The 17415-nt window shown below is 35.4% G+C and carries 15 protein-coding genes; 7 read left to right on the top strand and 8 right to left on the bottom strand.

What is annotated here, in order from left to right; genetic code table 11:
* Window positions 1-70 precede the first annotated feature (70 nt).
* Window positions 71-1669 (top strand): malate synthase A, encoded by a 1599-nt coding sequence (aceB, locus tag GZ212_RS07375; RefSeq protein WP_166958613.1) that lies wholly within the window; start codon window positions 71-73, stop codon window positions 1667-1669.
* A gap of 74 nt (window positions 1670-1743) precedes the next feature.
* Window positions 1744-3021 carry an isocitrate lyase gene (gene aceA, locus GZ212_RS07370; RefSeq protein ID WP_166958611.1) on the top strand — a complete coding sequence of 426 codons (1278 nt, stop codon included), beginning with the start codon at window positions 1744-1746 and terminating at the stop codon, window positions 3019-3021.
* A 45-nt stretch (window positions 3022-3066) separates the two neighbouring features.
* Here the strand turns inward: aceA and GZ212_RS07365 are convergent, their stop codons facing one another.
* Complete coding sequence (locus tag GZ212_RS07365; RefSeq protein WP_166958609.1) at window positions 3067-4089, bottom strand: arginase family protein; 1023 nt, start codon at window positions 4087-4089, stop codon at window positions 3067-3069.
* Window positions 4090-4169: 80 nt separating this feature from the next.
* On the opposite strand from GZ212_RS07365, the gene GZ212_RS07360 reads away from it, so the two are divergent.
* Entirely contained in the window at window positions 4170-5051 is an 882-nt protein-coding gene (locus GZ212_RS07360; RefSeq protein WP_166958607.1) for a chromosome partitioning protein ParA, read from the top strand.
* Between the two features lie 67 nt (window positions 5052-5118).
* On the opposite strand, the gene hutI is transcribed toward GZ212_RS07360, so the two are convergent.
* Window positions 5119-6354, bottom strand: a complete 1236-nt coding sequence (gene hutI, locus GZ212_RS07355; protein WP_166958605.1) for an imidazolonepropionase — start codon at window positions 6352-6354, stop codon at window positions 5119-5121.
* 88 nt (window positions 6355-6442) lie between these two features.
* On the bottom strand, window positions 6443-7840 hold the full coding sequence (gene fumC / locus GZ212_RS07350; protein ID WP_166958603.1) for a class II fumarate hydratase: 1398 nt from the start codon (window positions 7838-7840) through the stop codon (window positions 6443-6445).
* Between the two features lie 273 nt (window positions 7841-8113).
* On the opposite strand from fumC, the gene GZ212_RS07345 reads away from it, so the two are divergent.
* Window positions 8114-8704, top strand: a complete 591-nt coding sequence (locus GZ212_RS07345) for a YkgJ family cysteine cluster protein (RefSeq protein ID WP_166958601.1) — start codon at window positions 8114-8116, stop codon at window positions 8702-8704.
* Between the two features lie 87 nt (window positions 8705-8791).
* Here the strand turns inward: GZ212_RS07345 and GZ212_RS07340 are convergent, their stop codons facing one another.
* A complete protein-coding gene (locus tag GZ212_RS07340) occupies window positions 8792-10465 on the bottom strand; it encodes a T9SS type A sorting domain-containing protein (protein ID WP_166958599.1) in 1674 nt (557 codons plus the stop codon).
* Between the two features lie 263 nt (window positions 10466-10728).
* Here GZ212_RS07340 and GZ212_RS07335 point away from each other — a divergent pair, with 263 nt between their 5' ends.
* From GZ212_RS07335 to GZ212_RS07325, 3 genes are all read left to right on the top strand, one after another.
* Complete coding sequence (locus tag GZ212_RS07335; RefSeq protein WP_166958597.1) at window positions 10729-11370, top strand: peroxiredoxin; 642 nt, start codon at window positions 10729-10731, stop codon at window positions 11368-11370.
* A 32-nt stretch (window positions 11371-11402) separates the two neighbouring features.
* Entirely contained in the window at window positions 11403-12149 is a 747-nt protein-coding gene (locus GZ212_RS07330) for a class I SAM-dependent methyltransferase (protein WP_166958595.1), read from the top strand.
* A 281-nt stretch (window positions 12150-12430) separates the two neighbouring features.
* Window positions 12431-12607, top strand: coding sequence for a hypothetical protein (locus GZ212_RS07325; RefSeq protein WP_166958593.1), 177 nt, complete (start codon window positions 12431-12433; stop codon window positions 12605-12607).
* A 75-nt stretch (window positions 12608-12682) separates the two neighbouring features.
* On the opposite strand, the gene GZ212_RS07320 is transcribed toward GZ212_RS07325, so the two are convergent.
* The 4 genes from GZ212_RS07320 to prfB all read right to left on the bottom strand — a co-directional run bounded on the left by GZ212_RS07320 (window position 12683) and on the right by prfB (window position 17394).
* On the bottom strand, window positions 12683-15211 hold the full coding sequence (locus GZ212_RS07320) for an outer membrane beta-barrel family protein (protein WP_166958591.1): 2529 nt from the start codon (window positions 15209-15211) through the stop codon (window positions 12683-12685).
* Window positions 15212-15316: 105 nt separating this feature from the next.
* Window positions 15317-15658, bottom strand: a complete 342-nt coding sequence (gene arsC / locus GZ212_RS07315; RefSeq protein ID WP_166958589.1) for an arsenate reductase (glutaredoxin) — start codon at window positions 15656-15658, stop codon at window positions 15317-15319.
* Between the two features lie 11 nt (window positions 15659-15669).
* Window positions 15670-16287 (bottom strand): HAD family phosphatase, encoded by a 618-nt coding sequence (locus GZ212_RS07310; RefSeq protein ID WP_240923782.1) that lies wholly within the window; start codon window positions 16285-16287, stop codon window positions 15670-15672.
* A protein-coding gene (prfB, locus tag GZ212_RS07305) for a peptide chain release factor 2 (RefSeq protein WP_166958587.1) occupies window positions 16284-17394 on the bottom strand; the annotation gives its coding sequence in 2 pieces (ribosomal slippage) (window positions 16284-17330 and window positions 17332-17394; 1110 coding nt in all). Before prfB ends, GZ212_RS07310 begins: the two co-directional genes overlap by 4 nt.
* Window positions 17395-17415 lie beyond the last annotated feature (21 nt).

The following is a 17415-nucleotide window of genomic DNA, read 5'->3' as shown; positions in this document are numbered from 1 at the left end:
AAATAGCGAACGTTCGCTTGTTTTTTCAAATTCTTTGTTTTAATATTGTTCTCATCTTAAATACTTTACCATGTTTCAAAATTCAATAATTGCAGAACGAGTTCGCTACGCTAAAGAAGTGGATCACTACTATCCAGATATTTTAACCGATGAGGCTTTGGAGTTTCTAGTAGCACTTCACGAGAAATTTAATAGCTCCCGTTTGGAACTTTTAGAAAGAAGAATCAAACAGCAAGCTATATTTGATAAAGGGCAATTTCCAGACTTTCCAATTGAAACCAAGCATATTCGAGAAGGAGAGTGGAAGGCAGGTTCCATCCCGAAAGATTTACAAGATAGACGAGTTGAAATTACTGGTCCGGTAGATAGAAAAATGGTTATAAACGCCCTTAATTCTGGTGCCAAGACCTATATGGCTGACTTTGAAGATAGCAATGCCCCAACTTGGTATAATACCATCCAAGGGCAACAAAATTTATTTGATGCTAATACGAAAACGATTTCGTTAACAGATGTCAAGAGAAATAAATCTTATACACTTAATGAAGAACATGCTGTTTTATTAGTGAGACCAAGGGGCTTGCATTTAAATGAAAAGCACCTATTGATTAATGGTGAACAAGCATCGGGAAGTTTGGTAGATTTTGGATTATATGTCTTTAATAACACTAAAGTCTTACGCGAAAAAGGAACCGCTCCTTATTTTTATTTACCTAAGCTTGAACACTATTTAGAAGCAAGGTGGTGGAATGATGTCTTCAAGTTTGCTCAGGAATTCCTAAGTGTACCAATTGGCACTTTTAAGGCAACAGTTTTAATTGAGACCATTACTGCCAGTTTTCAATTGGATGAAATCATTTTTGAACTAAAGGACCACATAGTAGGGTTGAATTGTGGGAGATGGGATTATATTTTTTCTTATATCAAGAAATTTAGAAACCATAAGGATTTTGTTGTTCCCAATAGGGATCAAGTGACCATGACAGCTCCTTTTATGGATGCTTACAGTAAATTGGTCATACAACGCTGCCATAAAAGGGGTATTCTTGCCATTGGAGGGATGGCCGCTCAAATTCCTATTAAGAATGATGCATATGCCAATGAATTGGCCATTGAAAAAGTAAGACAAGATAAATTAAGAGAAGTAACTAATGGACATGATGGTACTTGGGTGGCTCATCCTGGACTAGTAGAAATCGCGATGACTATTTTTAATCAACATATGCCTAATTCCAACCAATTGGAGGTTTTAAGGGAAGATGTTTATGTGACTGCAAAAGATTTGGTGGAAGTACCTCAAGGAACAGTAACTGAAGCCGGAATCAGAAAAAATATTAATGTGGGAATCCTTTATTTGGAATCTTGGTTAAGGGGACAGGGAGCCGTAGCACTTTATCATTTAATGGAAGATGCTGCAACAGCAGAAATATCCAGAACACAAGTTTGGCAGTGGTTGAAGAATGGAGTCCTATTGGAAGATGGAAGAGAATTTACAACCCAACTATATGCAGATATTTTTGACGATGAAGTAGAAAAACTCATTAAGGAGTATGGACAGGAATACGTTAGAAAATCCAAATTTGACTTAGCCATAAAACTATTTAACGATTTGGTAATCAGCAATGATTTTGAAGAATTTTTAACGCTATCAGCTTATCAATATTTATAAACAAAAAAATCCTGAGAGTGCTGGCACACTCCACAGGATTTGAATATTAACATTTTAATACCCATTACAAAACTATGAAAACTAATGACAGAATTCAAGAATTAATTACAAATTGGACCGTAAACCCAAGGTGGAAAGGCATTGAAAGACCTTACACAGCAGAAGAAGTTATCAAGCTTCAAGGTTCCTATAAACTAGAGCATAGCATTGCCAAATTGGGAGCTCAAAAATTATGGGAAAAGTTGAATACTCAGGATTATGTGGCTGGTCTAGGTGCATTAACAGGCAATCAAGCTATTCAGGAAGTTGAGGCTGGATTGGAAGCTATTTATTTGAGCGGTTGGCAAGTAGCTGCAGATGCCAATTTAGCAGGGGAAATGTATCCAGATCAATCTTTGTATCCAGCTAACAGTGTTCCTCAAGTAGTTAAAAGAATCAATAATGCACTATTAAGAAGAGACCAAATACAATCTGTAAATGGTGTTGCAGATAAATTGGATTATTTGGTACCCATCGTTGCTGATGCCGAGGCTGGGTTTGGAGGAAATTTGAATGCCTTTGAGCTGATGAAAGCCATGATAGAAGCAGGAGCTTCTGGAGTGCATTTTGAGGATCAGCTTAGCTCCGCCAAAAAGTGCGGACATTTAGGAGGGAAGGTTTTGGTGCCAACTCAAGAAGCTATCAATAAATTAATTGCCGCTAGATTGGCCAGTGATGTTATGGGGGTTCCTTCTTTAATTATTGCAAGAACTGACGCAGATGCAGCCAATTTACTAACTAGTGATATCGATGCACGTGATAAGAAATTTGTAACCGGGGAAAGAAGTTCGGAAGGGTTCTTTTATGTGAAAAATGGAGTAGAGCAAGGGATCGATCGAGGGTTAAGCTACGCGCCTTATGCCGATTTATTATGGATGGAAACCTCTACTCCAGATTTGGCACAAGCTAAGAAGTTTGCAGATGCCATACATGCCAAGTATCCTGGGAAAATGTTGGCTTATAATTGCTCTCCATCTTTTAATTGGGCGGCTAAATTAAGTGTTTCTGAAATGGAATCATTTAGAGAGGAATTGGCAAAAATGGGTTATAAATTCCAGTTTATTACATTGGCAGGCTTCCATGCCTTAAATACCAGCATGTTTGAATTGTCAAAGGCTTATAAAAGCAGGGGAATGGCAGGTTACTCCGAATTACAAGAACGTGAATTTGCTTTGCAAAAGGAAGGCTTTCATGCCGTAAAGCACCAAGGATTTGTGGGAACTACCTATTTTGATGCTATCCAAAATACAGTTACATCAGGAGCTTCTAGTACTGTTGCTATGAAAGATAGTACAGAAGTAGCCCAATTTTAGTTAGGTGTTATTTAGTTGAGCACCTCAGTTTTGAGGTGCTTTTTTTTATTTGATTTCGTGGGCTTTTATAAAATCTGTTATCAGATAGGAAATAACCTTACCAATAGGATTTGATGGTTTATCTTCATTAATGAATCCTTCAGAAATATGGAGGTAGGACGCATTGGGTTTTTGCCCAAAATAGGTGATAAACTTTCTTACCTTATTCAAATTGAATCCGCTTGGATTGGATTGGGAGCCCGAAGCATGCTGAATTGATTTACAGTCAATTTCGATTCCAAAGGAGTCATCACAAATAAATTCGCTTGCTCTTTTAAGTTCTTGTTTAAACTTCAATTCTTTCCTATTAAAGGCATCGAAAGTATTGAATTCAATTTCATTCAATTTATTAAGGGTTGCTAAGTTTGATTCAAGAATATAACTCTCATGCATTCCAAAAATAAAATACTTGTTTAGAAAACCTTCACTAAAGGCATAACTAAAAGAATTGGAGCTATGACGTCCATCTTCTTTATTGAAATCTGCCTGAATATCGAAATTGATCGCATTAATAGGTTTTTGAAAGCCTAAAGCGCTGCCTTTAAGACAGCCATAGGCATTATTTTGTCCACCTCCAATGACGATTGGAATTTTACCTGCTTTGACAATTTGATAAACTAAATAGCTTACTTCAATATCTATTTTTGATACATATTTTCGGGCTTTGATCTGGTCTTTTTTCTTTTTCGGTTCTAGTTTTTCCAGTTTCTTCTCATAATTTTTAAAATCGAAATGACCTAAAATCAACACTTTCTTGGCAGGAGTGAATGGGTTGCTTTGCGTGTTTAACAAAACTTTAAGCGTCTCTTCCCAAATATTGTAAGTCCCAGAATTTCCATTGTGTGCAAACACTCCAGCATTTTCATTTATGCCAAAAATGACATAAGAAACGTCTAAGTCCTTGAGTTGATCGTATATAGAAGAAATGGTGGTTAACTTTTTTATTTGTTCCCCAAGTTTTGATTCGGCCGTTCTTTTATTTAAATAACCTTTCAAGTTACTTTTATCGAATAAAATGAAATTGTCCATCAAGTTTGGCATATAATGTTTAAAATTGTTATTCTAACCTAAACTAAAATTAGTAAATCTAAAAATTAAAACGAGTTATTATGGAAAACAATAAGAGTAATACAGGATTAAAAGTTGCATTAGGTATTGCCCTAGTTTTATTTCTTGGTGCGGCATTTTACTCTTTTAGCCTACTAAACGAGAAAAAGGAAACTGAAGCTCAATTGACTAAAGAGAAACAAATGGTCATTAATGATTATGATAAATTGGCCAAACAATATGATTTAGCTATTAAAGACAATGAAATTTCAAACCAAAATTTGGTAGATGCTAAAGCACGTATTGAAGGATTAATTGATTCTTTAAAAGTATCGGAAACCAACGTACAAAGCCTTTGGAGATATAAAAAGAAATATTTGAACCTTCAACAAGAAATGGATGTGTTAATGGCTGAAAATGATAAATTGAAAATTGAAAATCAACTATTGGCTACTTCATTGGATAGTACAAAAATCAGACTTGAAGAAAGAACCATGTTTACTGACTCGTTGTTAGTTCAAAATACTGCCCTTGCTGAAGTTATGAGTGATGCTTCTGTATTACAAACCGTTGATTTAAAAGGATTTGGGGTTATTGAGCGTTCTTCTGGAAAATTAATACCAACTGAGAGAGCAAGACGTTCTGATAAAATCAGAGTTTGTTTCACCGTAGCGAAAAATAAGTTGGTTCAAGCTGGGGAGCAAGAATTGTATGTTCAGGTTGTAGGACCTAATAATCAAATTTTAGGTGTGAATGAGCAAATTCAAATGGGAGAAGAAACGATCAATTATAGTGTGGTAAGTACTTTTAATTATGAAAATACCAATTTGAATATTTGCGAGTTTGTTGAGCCTTTAAATGATAAATTTGAAGATGGACGATATAAAGTAAATGTTTACAATGATAAAGAATTGATTTCTTCAACTGAGTTTACCCTAAAGTAAAATAAAACATAGAAAATAAAATAATCCCCGGAAGTGATTAACTTTCGGGGTTTTCTTTTATGTAAATTTAAATCTTTACGCCATTGATGTATACGGCTTCAATGTGATTATCCCCAAAAGCATAGGGTAGGTAGTGATAGCTTGGAATTTCTTTGGTAATCATTATATTGGCCTTTTTGCCCCGACAAATACTTCCATACATATTACTAATTCCCATGGCATAAGCACCATTGATGGTTGCTGCATTAATAGCCTCTTCAGGCGTCATTTTCATTTTGATACAAGCGGTACTTACTACAAAATTCATATTCCCGCTTGGGGTAGAACCTGGATTGTAATCAGATGCCAAAGCTATTGGGATCCCAGCATCTAGAAGTTTTCTTGCAGGGGTATAAGGAATGCTCAAGAAGTAGGAACATGAAGGTAAGGCCACAGGCATGGTATTACTGTCTTTAAGCACAGCAATATCTTCCTCTGATAATTCTTCAAGATGATCTACTGATAAAGCATCGTATTTTACTCCTAGGGCAATTCCCCCAAAAGCATTAAACTGATTGACATGAATTTTTGGAATTAATCCGTAAGATGCTCCCGCTTGTAAGATGCGTTCGGTTTGTTCTAAAGAGAAGTATCCTTTTTCACAAAAAACATCTATATATTGGGATAACTGCTCTTTAGCTATTTGAGGAATCATTTCCTCTATGATAAGGTCTACATAGCCATCGGGATTATCTTTAAACTCTTTTGGAATAGCATGTGCCCCCAAAAATGTGGATATCACCTTAACGGGGAAATCGTGTTTTAATCTTTTTATGACACGAAGCATTTTTAATTCGGCATCCAAAGTCAATCCGTACCCTGATTTTATTTCGATAGCTCCAGTTCCCATTTTCATGACCTCCGTTAGCCGTTGCGCAGATTGATTATACAAGTCATCTTCAGAAGTATTTTGAAGCTTTTCAGCAGAATTTAGGATACCTCCACCACGATTGGCAATTTCTTCATAACTAAGTCCATTAATTCTATCAACAAACTCTTGCTCTCTGTTTCCTGCATAAACTATATGAGTATGGGAATCGCACCATGTGGGTAGAACCATTTTTCCTAAGGCATCGATTACTTCATCTGCATCCATGTCTTCAAAATCGTCCATTTTTCCAAATTCAACAATGGTATCATGTTCAATGAGTAAGTAGGCATTTTTAATGGAGGGCAACTCTTTCATTTCTTCACCATTTAAAACGGTTACGTTTGTGGTTCGGGTTTGAAGGAGCTCTTTGATGTTTTTAATTAAAATAGTCAAAATGCAAATTATTAGGTTGGTTTTTGATAAAAATAAAAAAAACGCTAATAGAAATCCCTTAGCGTTTTAAAAATATGATAAATTCTAATTATTTTAAACTGCCTACCATTTCTTCGGGTTTAACCCAAGAATCGTAATCTTCTGCCGTTACATACCCTAAATTAATGGCCTCCTCACGTAGGGTGGTACCATTTTTATGAGCAGTATTAGCAATTTCAGCAGCTTTGTAATATCCAATTTTGGTATTAAGTGCTGTAACCAACATCAATGAATTGTTCAAAAGTGTTTTGATAACATCATGGTTAGGTTCGATTCCATTAGCACAGTGGTCATTAAAACTTACACATGCATCTCCTATCAATTGGGCAGACTGTAAAAGATTTGCAGCCATAACAGGTTTAAAGACATTCAATTCATAATGTCCTTGTGTACCTCCAACGGTAACTGCTACATCATTCCCCATAACTTGGGCGCAAACCATAGTCAGTGCTTCACACTGCGTTGGATTTACCTTTCCGGGCATTATAGAACTTCCAGGTTCATTTGCTGGAATAATAATTTCTCCAATCCCTGAACGAGGACCAGAAGCCATCATTCTGATATCATTTGCTATTTTATTTAAAGAAACAGCCAATTGTTTTAGAGCACCGTGCGATTCAACCAATGCATCATGCGCAGCCAAAGCTTCAAATTTATTTTTAGCTGTGATAAACGGTAATCCAGTGAAATCTGCAATGTATTTGGCAACCAAAACATCATAGCCTTTAGGAGTATTTAATCCAGTTCCAACTGCGGTTCCTCCTAAAGCTAATTCAGCCAAATGGTGAAGCGTGTTTTCAACGGCTTTAATACCATGGTCTAATTGTGCTACATAACCAGAGAATTCTTGACCTAAGGTTAAAGGCGTTGCATCCATTAAATGCGTTCTACCAATTTTCACAACATCTTTAAACGCTTGTGATTTTTCATAAAGCGTATTTCTTAATTTGATTACTCCTGGAATAGTAGTTTCTACTATCTTTTTGTAGATAGCGATGTGCATTCCGGTAGGGAAGGTGTCGTTTGAAGACTGCGATTTATTTACATCATCATTTGGTTGAATGGTTTTTTCGCCTTCTCCTATGGTTTTACCTGCCAATTGATGTGCTCTATTGGCAACAACCTCATTGACATTCATATTACTTTGGGTTCCAGATCCTGTTTGCCAAATAACTAATGGAAATTGATCATCATGTTTTCCAGCTAAAATCTCATCACATACCTGAGCAATCAAATTTCGTTTACTTTCATCTAAAACACCCAATTCATGGTTGGCATATGCAGCTGCTTTCTTTAGGTAAGCAAAACCATAAACTATTTCTAAGGGCATGGATGCAGGTGCACCTATTTTAAAATTATTTCTAGATCTTTCAGTTTGGGCACCCCAAAGTTTATCTGCAGGGACTTTTACTTCGCCCATCGTGTCTTTTTCTATACGATAGTTCATTGTGAGATACGTTATAAATTTCCAACAAATTTAAGGTTTTTGGTTGGTCTTTTTGCCATCGATTTTTAAATAGTTGTAGACTAAATTGAATTTTTTTAAGGTCTTTGGAGGTGTTTAATTTATTCCCTTTTACATATGGAATTTTAATGAAGAATAACATGATATTTATCCTTTTAATTGGTCAATAATTATTGCCTAAATGATATAATTTTTTTTGAAGTCACTTATCATTTCGGATCGCATTTTGTTTTACATTAGCATCGTTATTTAGCGATGACATTATACCGAAAAATCCAAGCCGTGGAACGGGTGTTCAAAGGATTGGAAAAGGACGTGGCTGCCTTTAAACATGTCACAAGGCTTGAGTGCTTGGTAGGTTGTGGAAAATGTTGCAACAAACCAGATATTAGTGCTTCTCCTTTGGAATTTTTACCTTTTGCTTATCACCTTTACAAACGAGGTTTGGCTTTGGAATATTTGGATCGAATTAAGGATCATCCAAATTCCAATTGTATTGTTTTATCACCACTTTTGATTCCAAATAAACCAGGGTTTTGTACAGAATATCCTTATAGAGGATTGATTTGCAGACTATTTGGTTTCTCGGCTGCTTTAAATAAATATGGGAATCCAGAATTGGTAACATGCAAATCTATTAAGGAAACTTACCCAGATGCTGTAGAAAAGGCAAAAAGCCACATAATGGAGGGAAAGGATACACCCATTATGCGCCATTATTATTTTAAATTACAAAGTATAGATGGTGATCTTTGTTCTAAATTAATGCCTATTAACAATGCGATAGAAGAAGCTCTCAAAATAGTTTTAAGTTACTATGCTTATCGCCGGCCGAGGTCGGCTTAATTGACATTCTATTTATAAGTTTGTGAAATAACCATAAAAAAAAGGGTAGCTAAAATGGCTACCCTTTTTTATAAGAAGTTAGAACTTTTAGTTTTTAATAATTCGTTTGGTGAACGACTCGCCATTAGAACCAATTCCTTTTAATAAATAAGTGCCAGAGGTTAGATGGCTGATGTCTATTCCTTCAAAGGATTTAACATCATTGATATTCATGACTTCTTGCCCCATTAAATTGTAAATAGATAAGGAGTTTAAAGAAGTTAATGATTTAACATAAATTAGATCATTTGTAGGATTTGGATAAACCGAAAATCCTGCAAGCTCATGTTCATCAGTAGTTAAAGAAGGACCATAAGTAATGGTGATTTTCCATGTGTTATTATTTACCCTATTATAATTGGTTCCGCATCCAGAACCTCCCCATGTTCTCCAAGCATGAAGTTCAAAATCAACATCACCTGATAATCCATTAGCGATATCAATACCCTCTCTATGATAAGTGAAAGTACCTCCACTGTTACTTGCTCCTGTTGCAACTGATGATTCGGTTGCTCCTGAAGTTGTACAAATTAAAAAGGATCTTTGCTCAGACATCCAGGCTCCTGCGGCCGCTGTCATTTCATAATCAAGCGTTATATTTGAAATTTCATAACCCTCAGGCACACTTATCGTCATGGCTCCAGGACAGCTACTTGTTGATGAAGTAGTAGGAGTACCATAAAGTGTTTCAATATCTCCTGAGTCATATGTAAAACTCATTTGTCCTGTGGTAAAACTTACCATATCCCAATCTGTGGCATCCTCTGCAGAGCAATTGGTTCTTATCCAGAAATAGTAGGTAGTACCAATTTCCAATTCGGTTAAATCAAGAGCATTTTCAGTTGTTGGAATAGTACCGGTTGGAGTTGTTGATACATCAGGTGTTTCTGTGCCTGTAGTTAAATAGTAATCATAAGGTAAACCAGGTGAAGAAGGTGAAGCTTCCCAAGTAATAGTGGCGTCATCTACACCTGTTGTAGCAGCCAAAGTATTGGCATTTATACAGGAAGGAGCCAATTCAGCTGTAACTCCCATAATATTTATGACACCGTTTGCACCTCCACCAGAAGCCTTGGTTATAATAATACTCTCAATCGTTTTTACTTGATTGGCAGTGGAAATTTCCAATTCTATTTGGTATAATCTTGGATTTCCACTAGGGTTTTCTATTGCATCATTAGTTCTATTGACACGACCAAAGCCCGACAATGCAACAGGTTGTGTGGTGCTATTGAACCAATCTGGCAATAATTGACCGGTAAAAGATTCTGAAGTGGCATCATCAAAAGTTACTTCTACATCAAAATTAGAAGTTCCACTACCCGAAGTTCCTAAAATAAATAATTTAGAAGCCTCTAGAGTATTGGAAAAAGTTAAGGTCCCTGTAGAACCAGTCCCAGTAATTCTAAGCGCATTGTCTGTACTATAATCTGCAAATAGAAAAGGTAATTCAGAATTTGCTTCAGAATCAAAAGTTCCACTCAGTGGTAATGCATATGTAAGCTCGGTTGATCCTGTTGGATCAAAATCGTTACTCATAAAGCAAAAGTTAGCATCATCAGCAGCAATGGTAGATGAAGACATAGCTGTACCAGCCCCATTTGCAACAATATCTTCATTGTACCCACCAGTAATTACAAGGGGTTCATAAGTTTGTGCCAAAAGGCTTTGACTAAAGGAGAATAAGCCAAAAAGGCTAAAATAGAGTAATTTTTTTTTCATAAACTGTTGAATAAATTAGTTGATAATTCTTTAAAAATTTTTTTCCAAAATAAATCATTCCAATAAAATTACCATCAATTTTTTTTTAAAATTTTAAGTGAAAAATTGTCAACTTTATAAATTTTTATAGGGAAATATTATTTTAGTGCAACGTTAAATTTGAGTTGTATTACTGTGTTAATTAATCTTAAAGTTTATTAACTCCTACTTATTTAGTAGGAATTATGTTTATCTTTGATTTATAAATCAAAACAAATCAAATTATGGCAACAATAAGATTAGGAGATGTTGCGCCCGATTTTAAGGCTCAAACATCAGAAGGAGAAATTCAATTTCATGACTGGTTAGGTGACAGTTGGGGAGTGTTATTTTCGCACCCTGCAGATTATACGCCTGTTTGTACCACAGAGTTAGGAACAGTAGCTAAATATAAACCTGAGTTTGACAAGCGTAATGTAAAAGTAGCGGCATTGAGTGTGGATGGGTTGGAATCTCATAAAGGTTGGATTAGTGATATAAATGAAACCCAGAACACAACGGTTAACTTTCCAATTATTGCAGATGAAGACCGAACTGTTTCAGAATTATATGATATGATTCATCCCAATGCAAGTGAGAAGGCAACCGTACGTTCGGTTTTTGTAATCGATCCTGCCAAAAAAGTCAAGTTGATAATTACTTATCCAGCATCAACAGGGAGGAATTTTGACGAATTAATAAGGGTAATCGATTCTTTACAATTAACAGCTTACCACCAGGTGGCCACTCCAGCAAACTGGCAAAATGGGGATGATTGTGTTGTTGTTCCATCCATTTCAACAGAAGATATACCCAAGCATTTCTCTAAGGGCTACAAGGAAATAAAACCATATTTACGCACTACACCGCAACCGAATTTAAATTAAAGATAAGCACCATATTATGGTGCTTTTTTATTATGAAAAGACCAATTGATAATTTTTCGGCCCAATCAGGAACTTATAAAAAGTTTCGTCCCACCTATCCAAATGAATTATATGATTTTTTATTTTCTCAATGTTCCAATTTTGAATCTGCTTGGGATTGTGCAACAGGAAATGGTCAGGTTGCTGCTATTTTAGCCGATAAATTTAAAGCTGTTTATGCCTCAGATATCAGTCAGAAACAACTTGAATTGGCAATTTCCAAAGAGAATATTGAATATAGTGTTCAGCGGGCAGAGGAAACAAATTTTCCTGATGACTCTTTCGATCTTATTACTGTGGCTCAGGCCATACACTGGTTTGATATGAAGGCTTTTTCCAAAGAGGTAAATCGTGTTTTAAAACCTAACGGTTTGGTTGCGGTTTGGGGGTATGGTTTGGGAAGAATTTCAACAGAAATAGATGAAAAAGTCGATCATTTTTACCATGAAATTGTGGGTGATTATTGGAATTTTGAAAGACGGCATATCGAAGAACAATATGAAAACTTGACGTTGGGGTTGAAATACATCAAATCTAATCATGAGTTTTATATAGATACCTTATGGAATATGACTCAATTTGAAGGTTTCTTTAACTCGTGGTCTGCGGTTCAAAATTATATCAAAGCAAATAAAGGTATAAATCCAGTTCCGAATTTGGTTGAAGATGTCAAAGGGTTTTGGCAAGGTGAGGAGATGAAAGTCTCATTTCCATTGTTTCTAAGATTGTATTCAAAATAACCAAATTGAATGGCTCAAAGAATTAAAAGATATTGATTAAAATTAGGTTTTTCCTTGTTTGTGAAAAGTGGTTGACAGTAAAAAATAGATCATGAAATTTATTTTTTAAGAAGAAAATCATTGTATTCATTTTTAAATGAGTTGTTATATCTATCTGATTTATATGTGTTTAATTTTAAATACTTAAAACTGTTTATAACCCTGTTGATAAATGTTAGTAGGGTATTGTGTAACAATTACCTTTGTTTTATCTTTGCAAAAAGAACAAAAAATAAACCAACATGTTTGAATTTGACCAATATTTAGGATTTTTAGCATTTTTAACCATTTTGACCATTGGTTTTTGGTTATTAATTTTCTTAGCAACGTTCGTAGTTCCTTATTGGATTTTTGGTTCTGCAATTGAAAGATGGAAAGAAATAAGAGCTGAGAAGAAAGCTAAAAGAGGTCAAGCCTAATTTCGTTTAAAATATATAGTTATAAAAAAAGGGAAGCAAAATGCTTCCCTTTTTGTTTAGTGGAATTTGATGGTTTTAACCATCAAATTCCATATCTCCATTCATATCACCATTACCTCTGTTTCTTTGTTGTTGTCTTTTCTGTTGGTTAAATCTATAGATAAAAGATAAGTTGATTGATCTTTGTCTCCATTGATTTTCACTGTATCTTTCAAAGAAGTCAGTGGTGGTGGTTGCTAATCTTTTTCTTGAATTGAATACATCTCTTACGTTTAAAGAAATTGTAGCATTGTCATTCATGATTTCTTTACTGAATGCTAAATCCATAGCAAACATTCCTTTTCGGTAAGTTTGAGCATCTTGTTGAGGCCCTCTATAATGGGCATTTGTTTGCCAATCGATTTTCCAAGGTAAGCTTACTTTAGAGCTAAATCTTGCAAACCAACTGGTGTTTTTTGTATCATAATTTACATCATTAAAATCTCCCTTAGTTTCAAATTGGAAAAAGTTGAAACTAGAATTTAATCTTAACCATTTAGTAGGATTATACATTAGGCCAAGTTCCCCACCAATTCTGGTATTACTTGATAAATTCACAGGAATGGTTCTGATGATATCAATTCCATCCGAAGTTTGATAACCTGTATTTTCTTCTACCCATTCTACAGAGTCTGATTCGTACTGATAGTAAACAGAAGAGGTTAAAGTTAATTCTCCCCATCTTTTTAAATAGCCTAAATCGAAAGCGCTTGCAAAAGCAGGATCTAAATTAGGGTTTCCTTGAAATACATTGGTTCTAGAGGATCTAGATGGGAATGGATTTATAAACCAACTCCTAGGCCTATTGACCCTTCTGTTATATCCAAAACTCAAATTCTCTTCACTGTCTTCTTGACTGCCTGCTAAGTTGTAAATGATGTTAACAGTAGGGAACACACCAAAAAACTTATTGTCAAATTTGGTTTCAATTGGAAATCCAAAAGCCTCTTGTAATTCATCTTGCGTTAATAACGAGCTTATGTCTCCTTTTAATTGCGTTTGCTCAAATCTTAGCCCCAATAAATAGGAGAATCTTCCTATTTTGTTTCCATATTGGCTGTAAATGGCATTGATATTTTGGGTGTAGTCAAAAATATTTGTCAAGGTGTCATTGACCACATAATTACCATCAGCATCTTCTTGCTCTAATTTATAATCGGTAACTTGATTTTGAAAATTCCCTCGATATCCTGCCTCGAATCTACCATTCTCACCTAATGGTTTAACATAATCTACTTGAAATAGAAATTCATTCTGATCTTCTGTAGTAAATATTTGTTCTCTGGCTATATCTTCAGGATCTATTTGGTTAGTAAACACATAAAACTCATTGTAATTGGTGTATTGATCCTCTTTGTCGTTTTCATATTGAAAGTCTGCGGTTAGTTGGTGACCTTTATCATCAAATTTGGTGATGTAATTCAATGAAATTTGATAACTATTATCACTTTCTGTTTGCTTTTCCCTTCTTAAGGTTCTTTCTACATTACTACCATTAGAAAAACGATCACTGGTGTTTAAAGATAGGTCTGCATCAGAACCATATCTGTAAAATATACTACCAGTTAATGAGGTTTTCTTAGATAGAAAATATTCCATACCAACATTGGCATTGTAATTTCTATTTAAGCGCTCCACATCCTGGTCTTCTCTTACTCTGTCATAGGTAGGCTGCACTACATTTCCATCCTCGTCTAGAGTTGGAAAATAGGTAGCATCATTAAAGCTTATTCTAGGTGCGTCAAAGTATCTCCAGCCGACATTAGAAAAGAGATTGTATTTCTCAGTTCGATAATTTAAATTGAAATTCGTACTCACATTATCTGGATGACCAACTGTTAAGTTAACCGATCCATTAAAACCTAAGGTTTCTTTTTGTCTTAAAATAATATTTAGAATTCCGGCTGTACCCTCGGCATCATATCTGGCAGAAGGCGAGGTTATCACTTCAACACGTTCAATAGCCTCGGCTGGTAATTGACTCAATAAATTGGTATCTCCAAACCCAGCCATTGCAGAGGGCTTTCCATTAATAAGAATTCTAACATTTTCATTTCCTCTTAAGCTGATAGCTCCTTCAACGTCCACAGAAACAGATGGTACATTGTTTAAGGCGTCACTCACTGTACCACCGGCGGTAGTAAGGTCTTTTCCAATGTTGTATATTTTTTTATCCAATTGAATCTCTACAGTGGTTTTTTCTGCAATAATCTCAACTTCATCCAAGGCTTCCGTAGAGGGTTCCAAAGAAATGGTTCCAAAATCTTTACTGGAACTCAATTGTTGATTGCTCAAGGTTTTCTTTTTGAATGTCATAAATTCAATAGTCACATTGTATATGCCACTTTTCAGTGTCAGTTCAAAATTTCCATTTTCATCTGTGACTCCTCCAGTGACCAATTGGTTGTCGCTTGCACTATAAAACGCAATTGTAGCGTATTCTAAGGGTTGTTTTGATGACTGATCAATTACTTTTCCCGTTACGGTAATATTCTTTTCTGGTTGGGCAGAAAGGCTAACGGTAGTAAAAATAAAAGTTAATGCTAAAAGCAGGTATTTATTCATATTCTAGGTTGTTTTGGAAGTAAGACGGCAAAAATAACCTATGGTTTAGTGGGGATTGGTTAAATGTTTGTTAAATAAAAAACCCTGAAAAATCAGGGCTTGGTGTTAAATTATGGATTCAATTTTCTCTGGAGGTCTTCCTATGACCGCCTTATTGTTATTTACAACAATGGGTCGCTCAATGAGTTTGGGATGTTCCAACATGATTTGAATGAGTTCATCATCGGATAAATCTTTTCCTTTAAAATCGGATTTCCAAATAGCTTCATTTTTTCTAACCAATTCTATGGGGGAAATACCAAGTTTCTTTAGAACTTCTTTAAACTCTTTTTCCGAAGGAATATCCTCCAAATATTTGATGACCTCAAATTCTTTTCCACTATTTTCTAAAATGGCCAATCCTTGTCTTGATTTTGAGCATCTGGGATTGTGATAAATCTGAATCATTTTTATAATTATTAAATGTTAATGTGAAATTTTTTCAAGCTTTCTTGAAGCTGATCTGGGTCTTTAAAATGAATGCTATTGATGCCTAATTTTTGAGCTGCTTCAATATTTCTTAGGTTATCATCAATGAAAAGTGAACATTCAGGCTGCAGATCAAATCGACTTAAAGTGATTTCATAAATTTCCTTGAAAGGTTTTCTAGTTTTTTCTTCACCTGAAACAACAATTCCTTCAAACCAACTCAAAAAATCAAAGCGTTTCTGAGCAATAGGGAAAGTTTCGCTGCTCCAGTTGGTAAGGGCTACTACTTTATATTGTGGATCCTCAATCAAAGATTTTAAAATACGAACCGTTCCAATAATTTCACCTCCCAACATTTTCTCCCATTGACCATAATACATTCTAATTAAACGTTCATAATCTGGATATTTAACGACTAAATCTTCGGTTGCTTGTGAAATGGGATATCCTGCATCTTGATTTTCATTCCAGTCACTGGTACAGATATTGTCAAAGAACCAGTTCATTTTCTCGTCATCTTGAAAAACATCACGAAAAACATAGGCTGGGTTCCAATCGATAAGCACACCGCCCAAATCAAAAATGATCGTATTAATGGGTTTCATCATAACTCATTTGAATCTTCCGTTTTCTGTCCCATCATCATGAGGTATGACTTCAAAAAGGGTTCGATATTACCATTCATGACATCATCTACATTCCCGGTTTCATGGCTTGTACGAACGTCTTTGACCAATTTGTAAGGATGCATAACGTAATTCCTTATTTGGCTTCCCCACTCAATTTTCATTTTTTCAGCCTCAATGTCTTCCCGTTGTTCCATACGCTTTTGAAGTTCAATCTCATATAATTGCGACTTCAACATTTGTAATGCTCTAGACCGGTTATCGTGTTGCGATCTAGTTTCTGAACAAGAAATTTGTATTCCCGTAGGCTTATGGGTTAGTTGTACCTTGGTTTCTACCTTGTTTACATTTTGTCCTCCAGCACCACTGGACCTTGCCGTGGTAATTTCAATCTCCGCTGGATTGATTTCAATCTCAATGGAATCATCAACCAATGGATATACATAAACGGATGCAAAACTGGTATGACGTTTGGCATTACTGTCAAAAGGTGAAATTCTAACCAATCGATGTACGCCGTTTTCACCTTTAAGCCAACCAAAAGCAAATTCCCCCTCAATTTCCAGCGTAACGGTTTTAATCCCAGCTACATCTCCTTCTTGAAGATTAAGTTCTTTTACTTTAAAGCCGCTTTTTTCAGCAAACATGAGGTACATACGCATTAACATACTGGCCCAATCACAACTCTCCGTTCCTCCAGCACCTGCCGTTATTTGTAAAACAGCGCTTAGGTTGTCACCTTCATCAGAAAGCATGTTTCTGAATTCAAGATCTTCAATCTTTTCTAAAGCTTTTCCGTAGCGTTCTTCAACGTCTTCGGCAGTCGCTTCATTCTCTTTATAGAACTCATAGATGACCTCGAGGTCTTCAATAAAAGTTTTGGCTGCATCATAGTCTTGAACCCATTTTTTCTTACTTCTAAGGGATTTCATGACTTCTTCCGCCGCTTGGGAATCGTTCCAAAAGTTGGGGTCAAAGGTTTGTTCTTCTTCGTTTTGAATTTCGATGAGTTTGGCATCTAAGTCAAAGATACCTCCTTAACGCACCAAGGCGTTCAATAAGATCTTTTACGTGATCTGATGTTATCATAAGAAGTTAAATTTTCACCAA

The sequence above is a fragment of the Mangrovimonas sp. CR14 genome, from assembly GCF_011764015.1.
Classification (GTDB): Bacteria; Bacteroidota; Bacteroidia; order Flavobacteriales; family Flavobacteriaceae; genus Mangrovimonas; species Mangrovimonas futianensis.
The sequence above is the reverse complement of the archived record's forward strand: the minus strand, read 5'-3'. Positions and strand labels throughout refer to the sequence as shown.

Excerpts from the sequence above, each read along its gene's own strand:
- aceB (WP_166958613.1), top strand. The coding sequence starts at position 71 with ATGTTTCAAAATTCAATAATTGCAGAACGAGTTCGCTACGCTAAAGAA.
- aceA (WP_166958611.1), top strand. The coding sequence starts at position 1,744 with ATGAAAACTAATGACAGAATTCAAGAATTAATTACAAATTGGACCGTA.
- GZ212_RS07365 (WP_166958609.1), bottom strand. The coding sequence starts at position 4,089 with ATGGACAATTTCATTTTATTCGATAAAAGTAACTTGAAAGGTTATTTA.
- GZ212_RS07360 (WP_166958607.1), top strand. The coding sequence starts at position 4,170 with ATGGAAAACAATAAGAGTAATACAGGATTAAAAGTTGCATTAGGTATT.
- fumC (WP_166958603.1), bottom strand. The coding sequence starts at position 7,840 with ATGAACTATCGTATAGAAAAAGACACGATGGGCGAAGTAAAAGTCCCT.
- GZ212_RS07345 (WP_166958601.1), top strand. The coding sequence starts at position 8,114 with ATGACATTATACCGAAAAATCCAAGCCGTGGAACGGGTGTTCAAAGGA.
- GZ212_RS07340 (WP_166958599.1), bottom strand. The coding sequence starts at position 10,465 with ATGAAAAAAAAATTACTCTATTTTAGCCTTTTTGGCTTATTCTCCTTT.
- GZ212_RS07335 (WP_166958597.1), top strand. The coding sequence starts at position 10,729 with ATGGCAACAATAAGATTAGGAGATGTTGCGCCCGATTTTAAGGCTCAA.
- GZ212_RS07330 (WP_166958595.1), top strand. The coding sequence starts at position 11,403 with ATGAAAAGACCAATTGATAATTTTTCGGCCCAATCAGGAACTTATAAA.
- GZ212_RS07325 (WP_166958593.1), top strand. The coding sequence starts at position 12,431 with ATGTTTGAATTTGACCAATATTTAGGATTTTTAGCATTTTTAACCATT.
- GZ212_RS07320 (WP_166958591.1), bottom strand. The coding sequence starts at position 15,211 with ATGAATAAATACCTGCTTTTAGCATTAACTTTTATTTTTACTACCGTT.
- arsC (WP_166958589.1), bottom strand. The coding sequence starts at position 15,658 with ATGATTCAGATTTATCACAATCCCAGATGCTCAAAATCAAGACAAGGA.
- GZ212_RS07310 (WP_240923782.1), bottom strand. The coding sequence starts at position 16,287 with ATGATGAAACCCATTAATACGATCATTTTTGATTTGGGCGGTGTGCTT.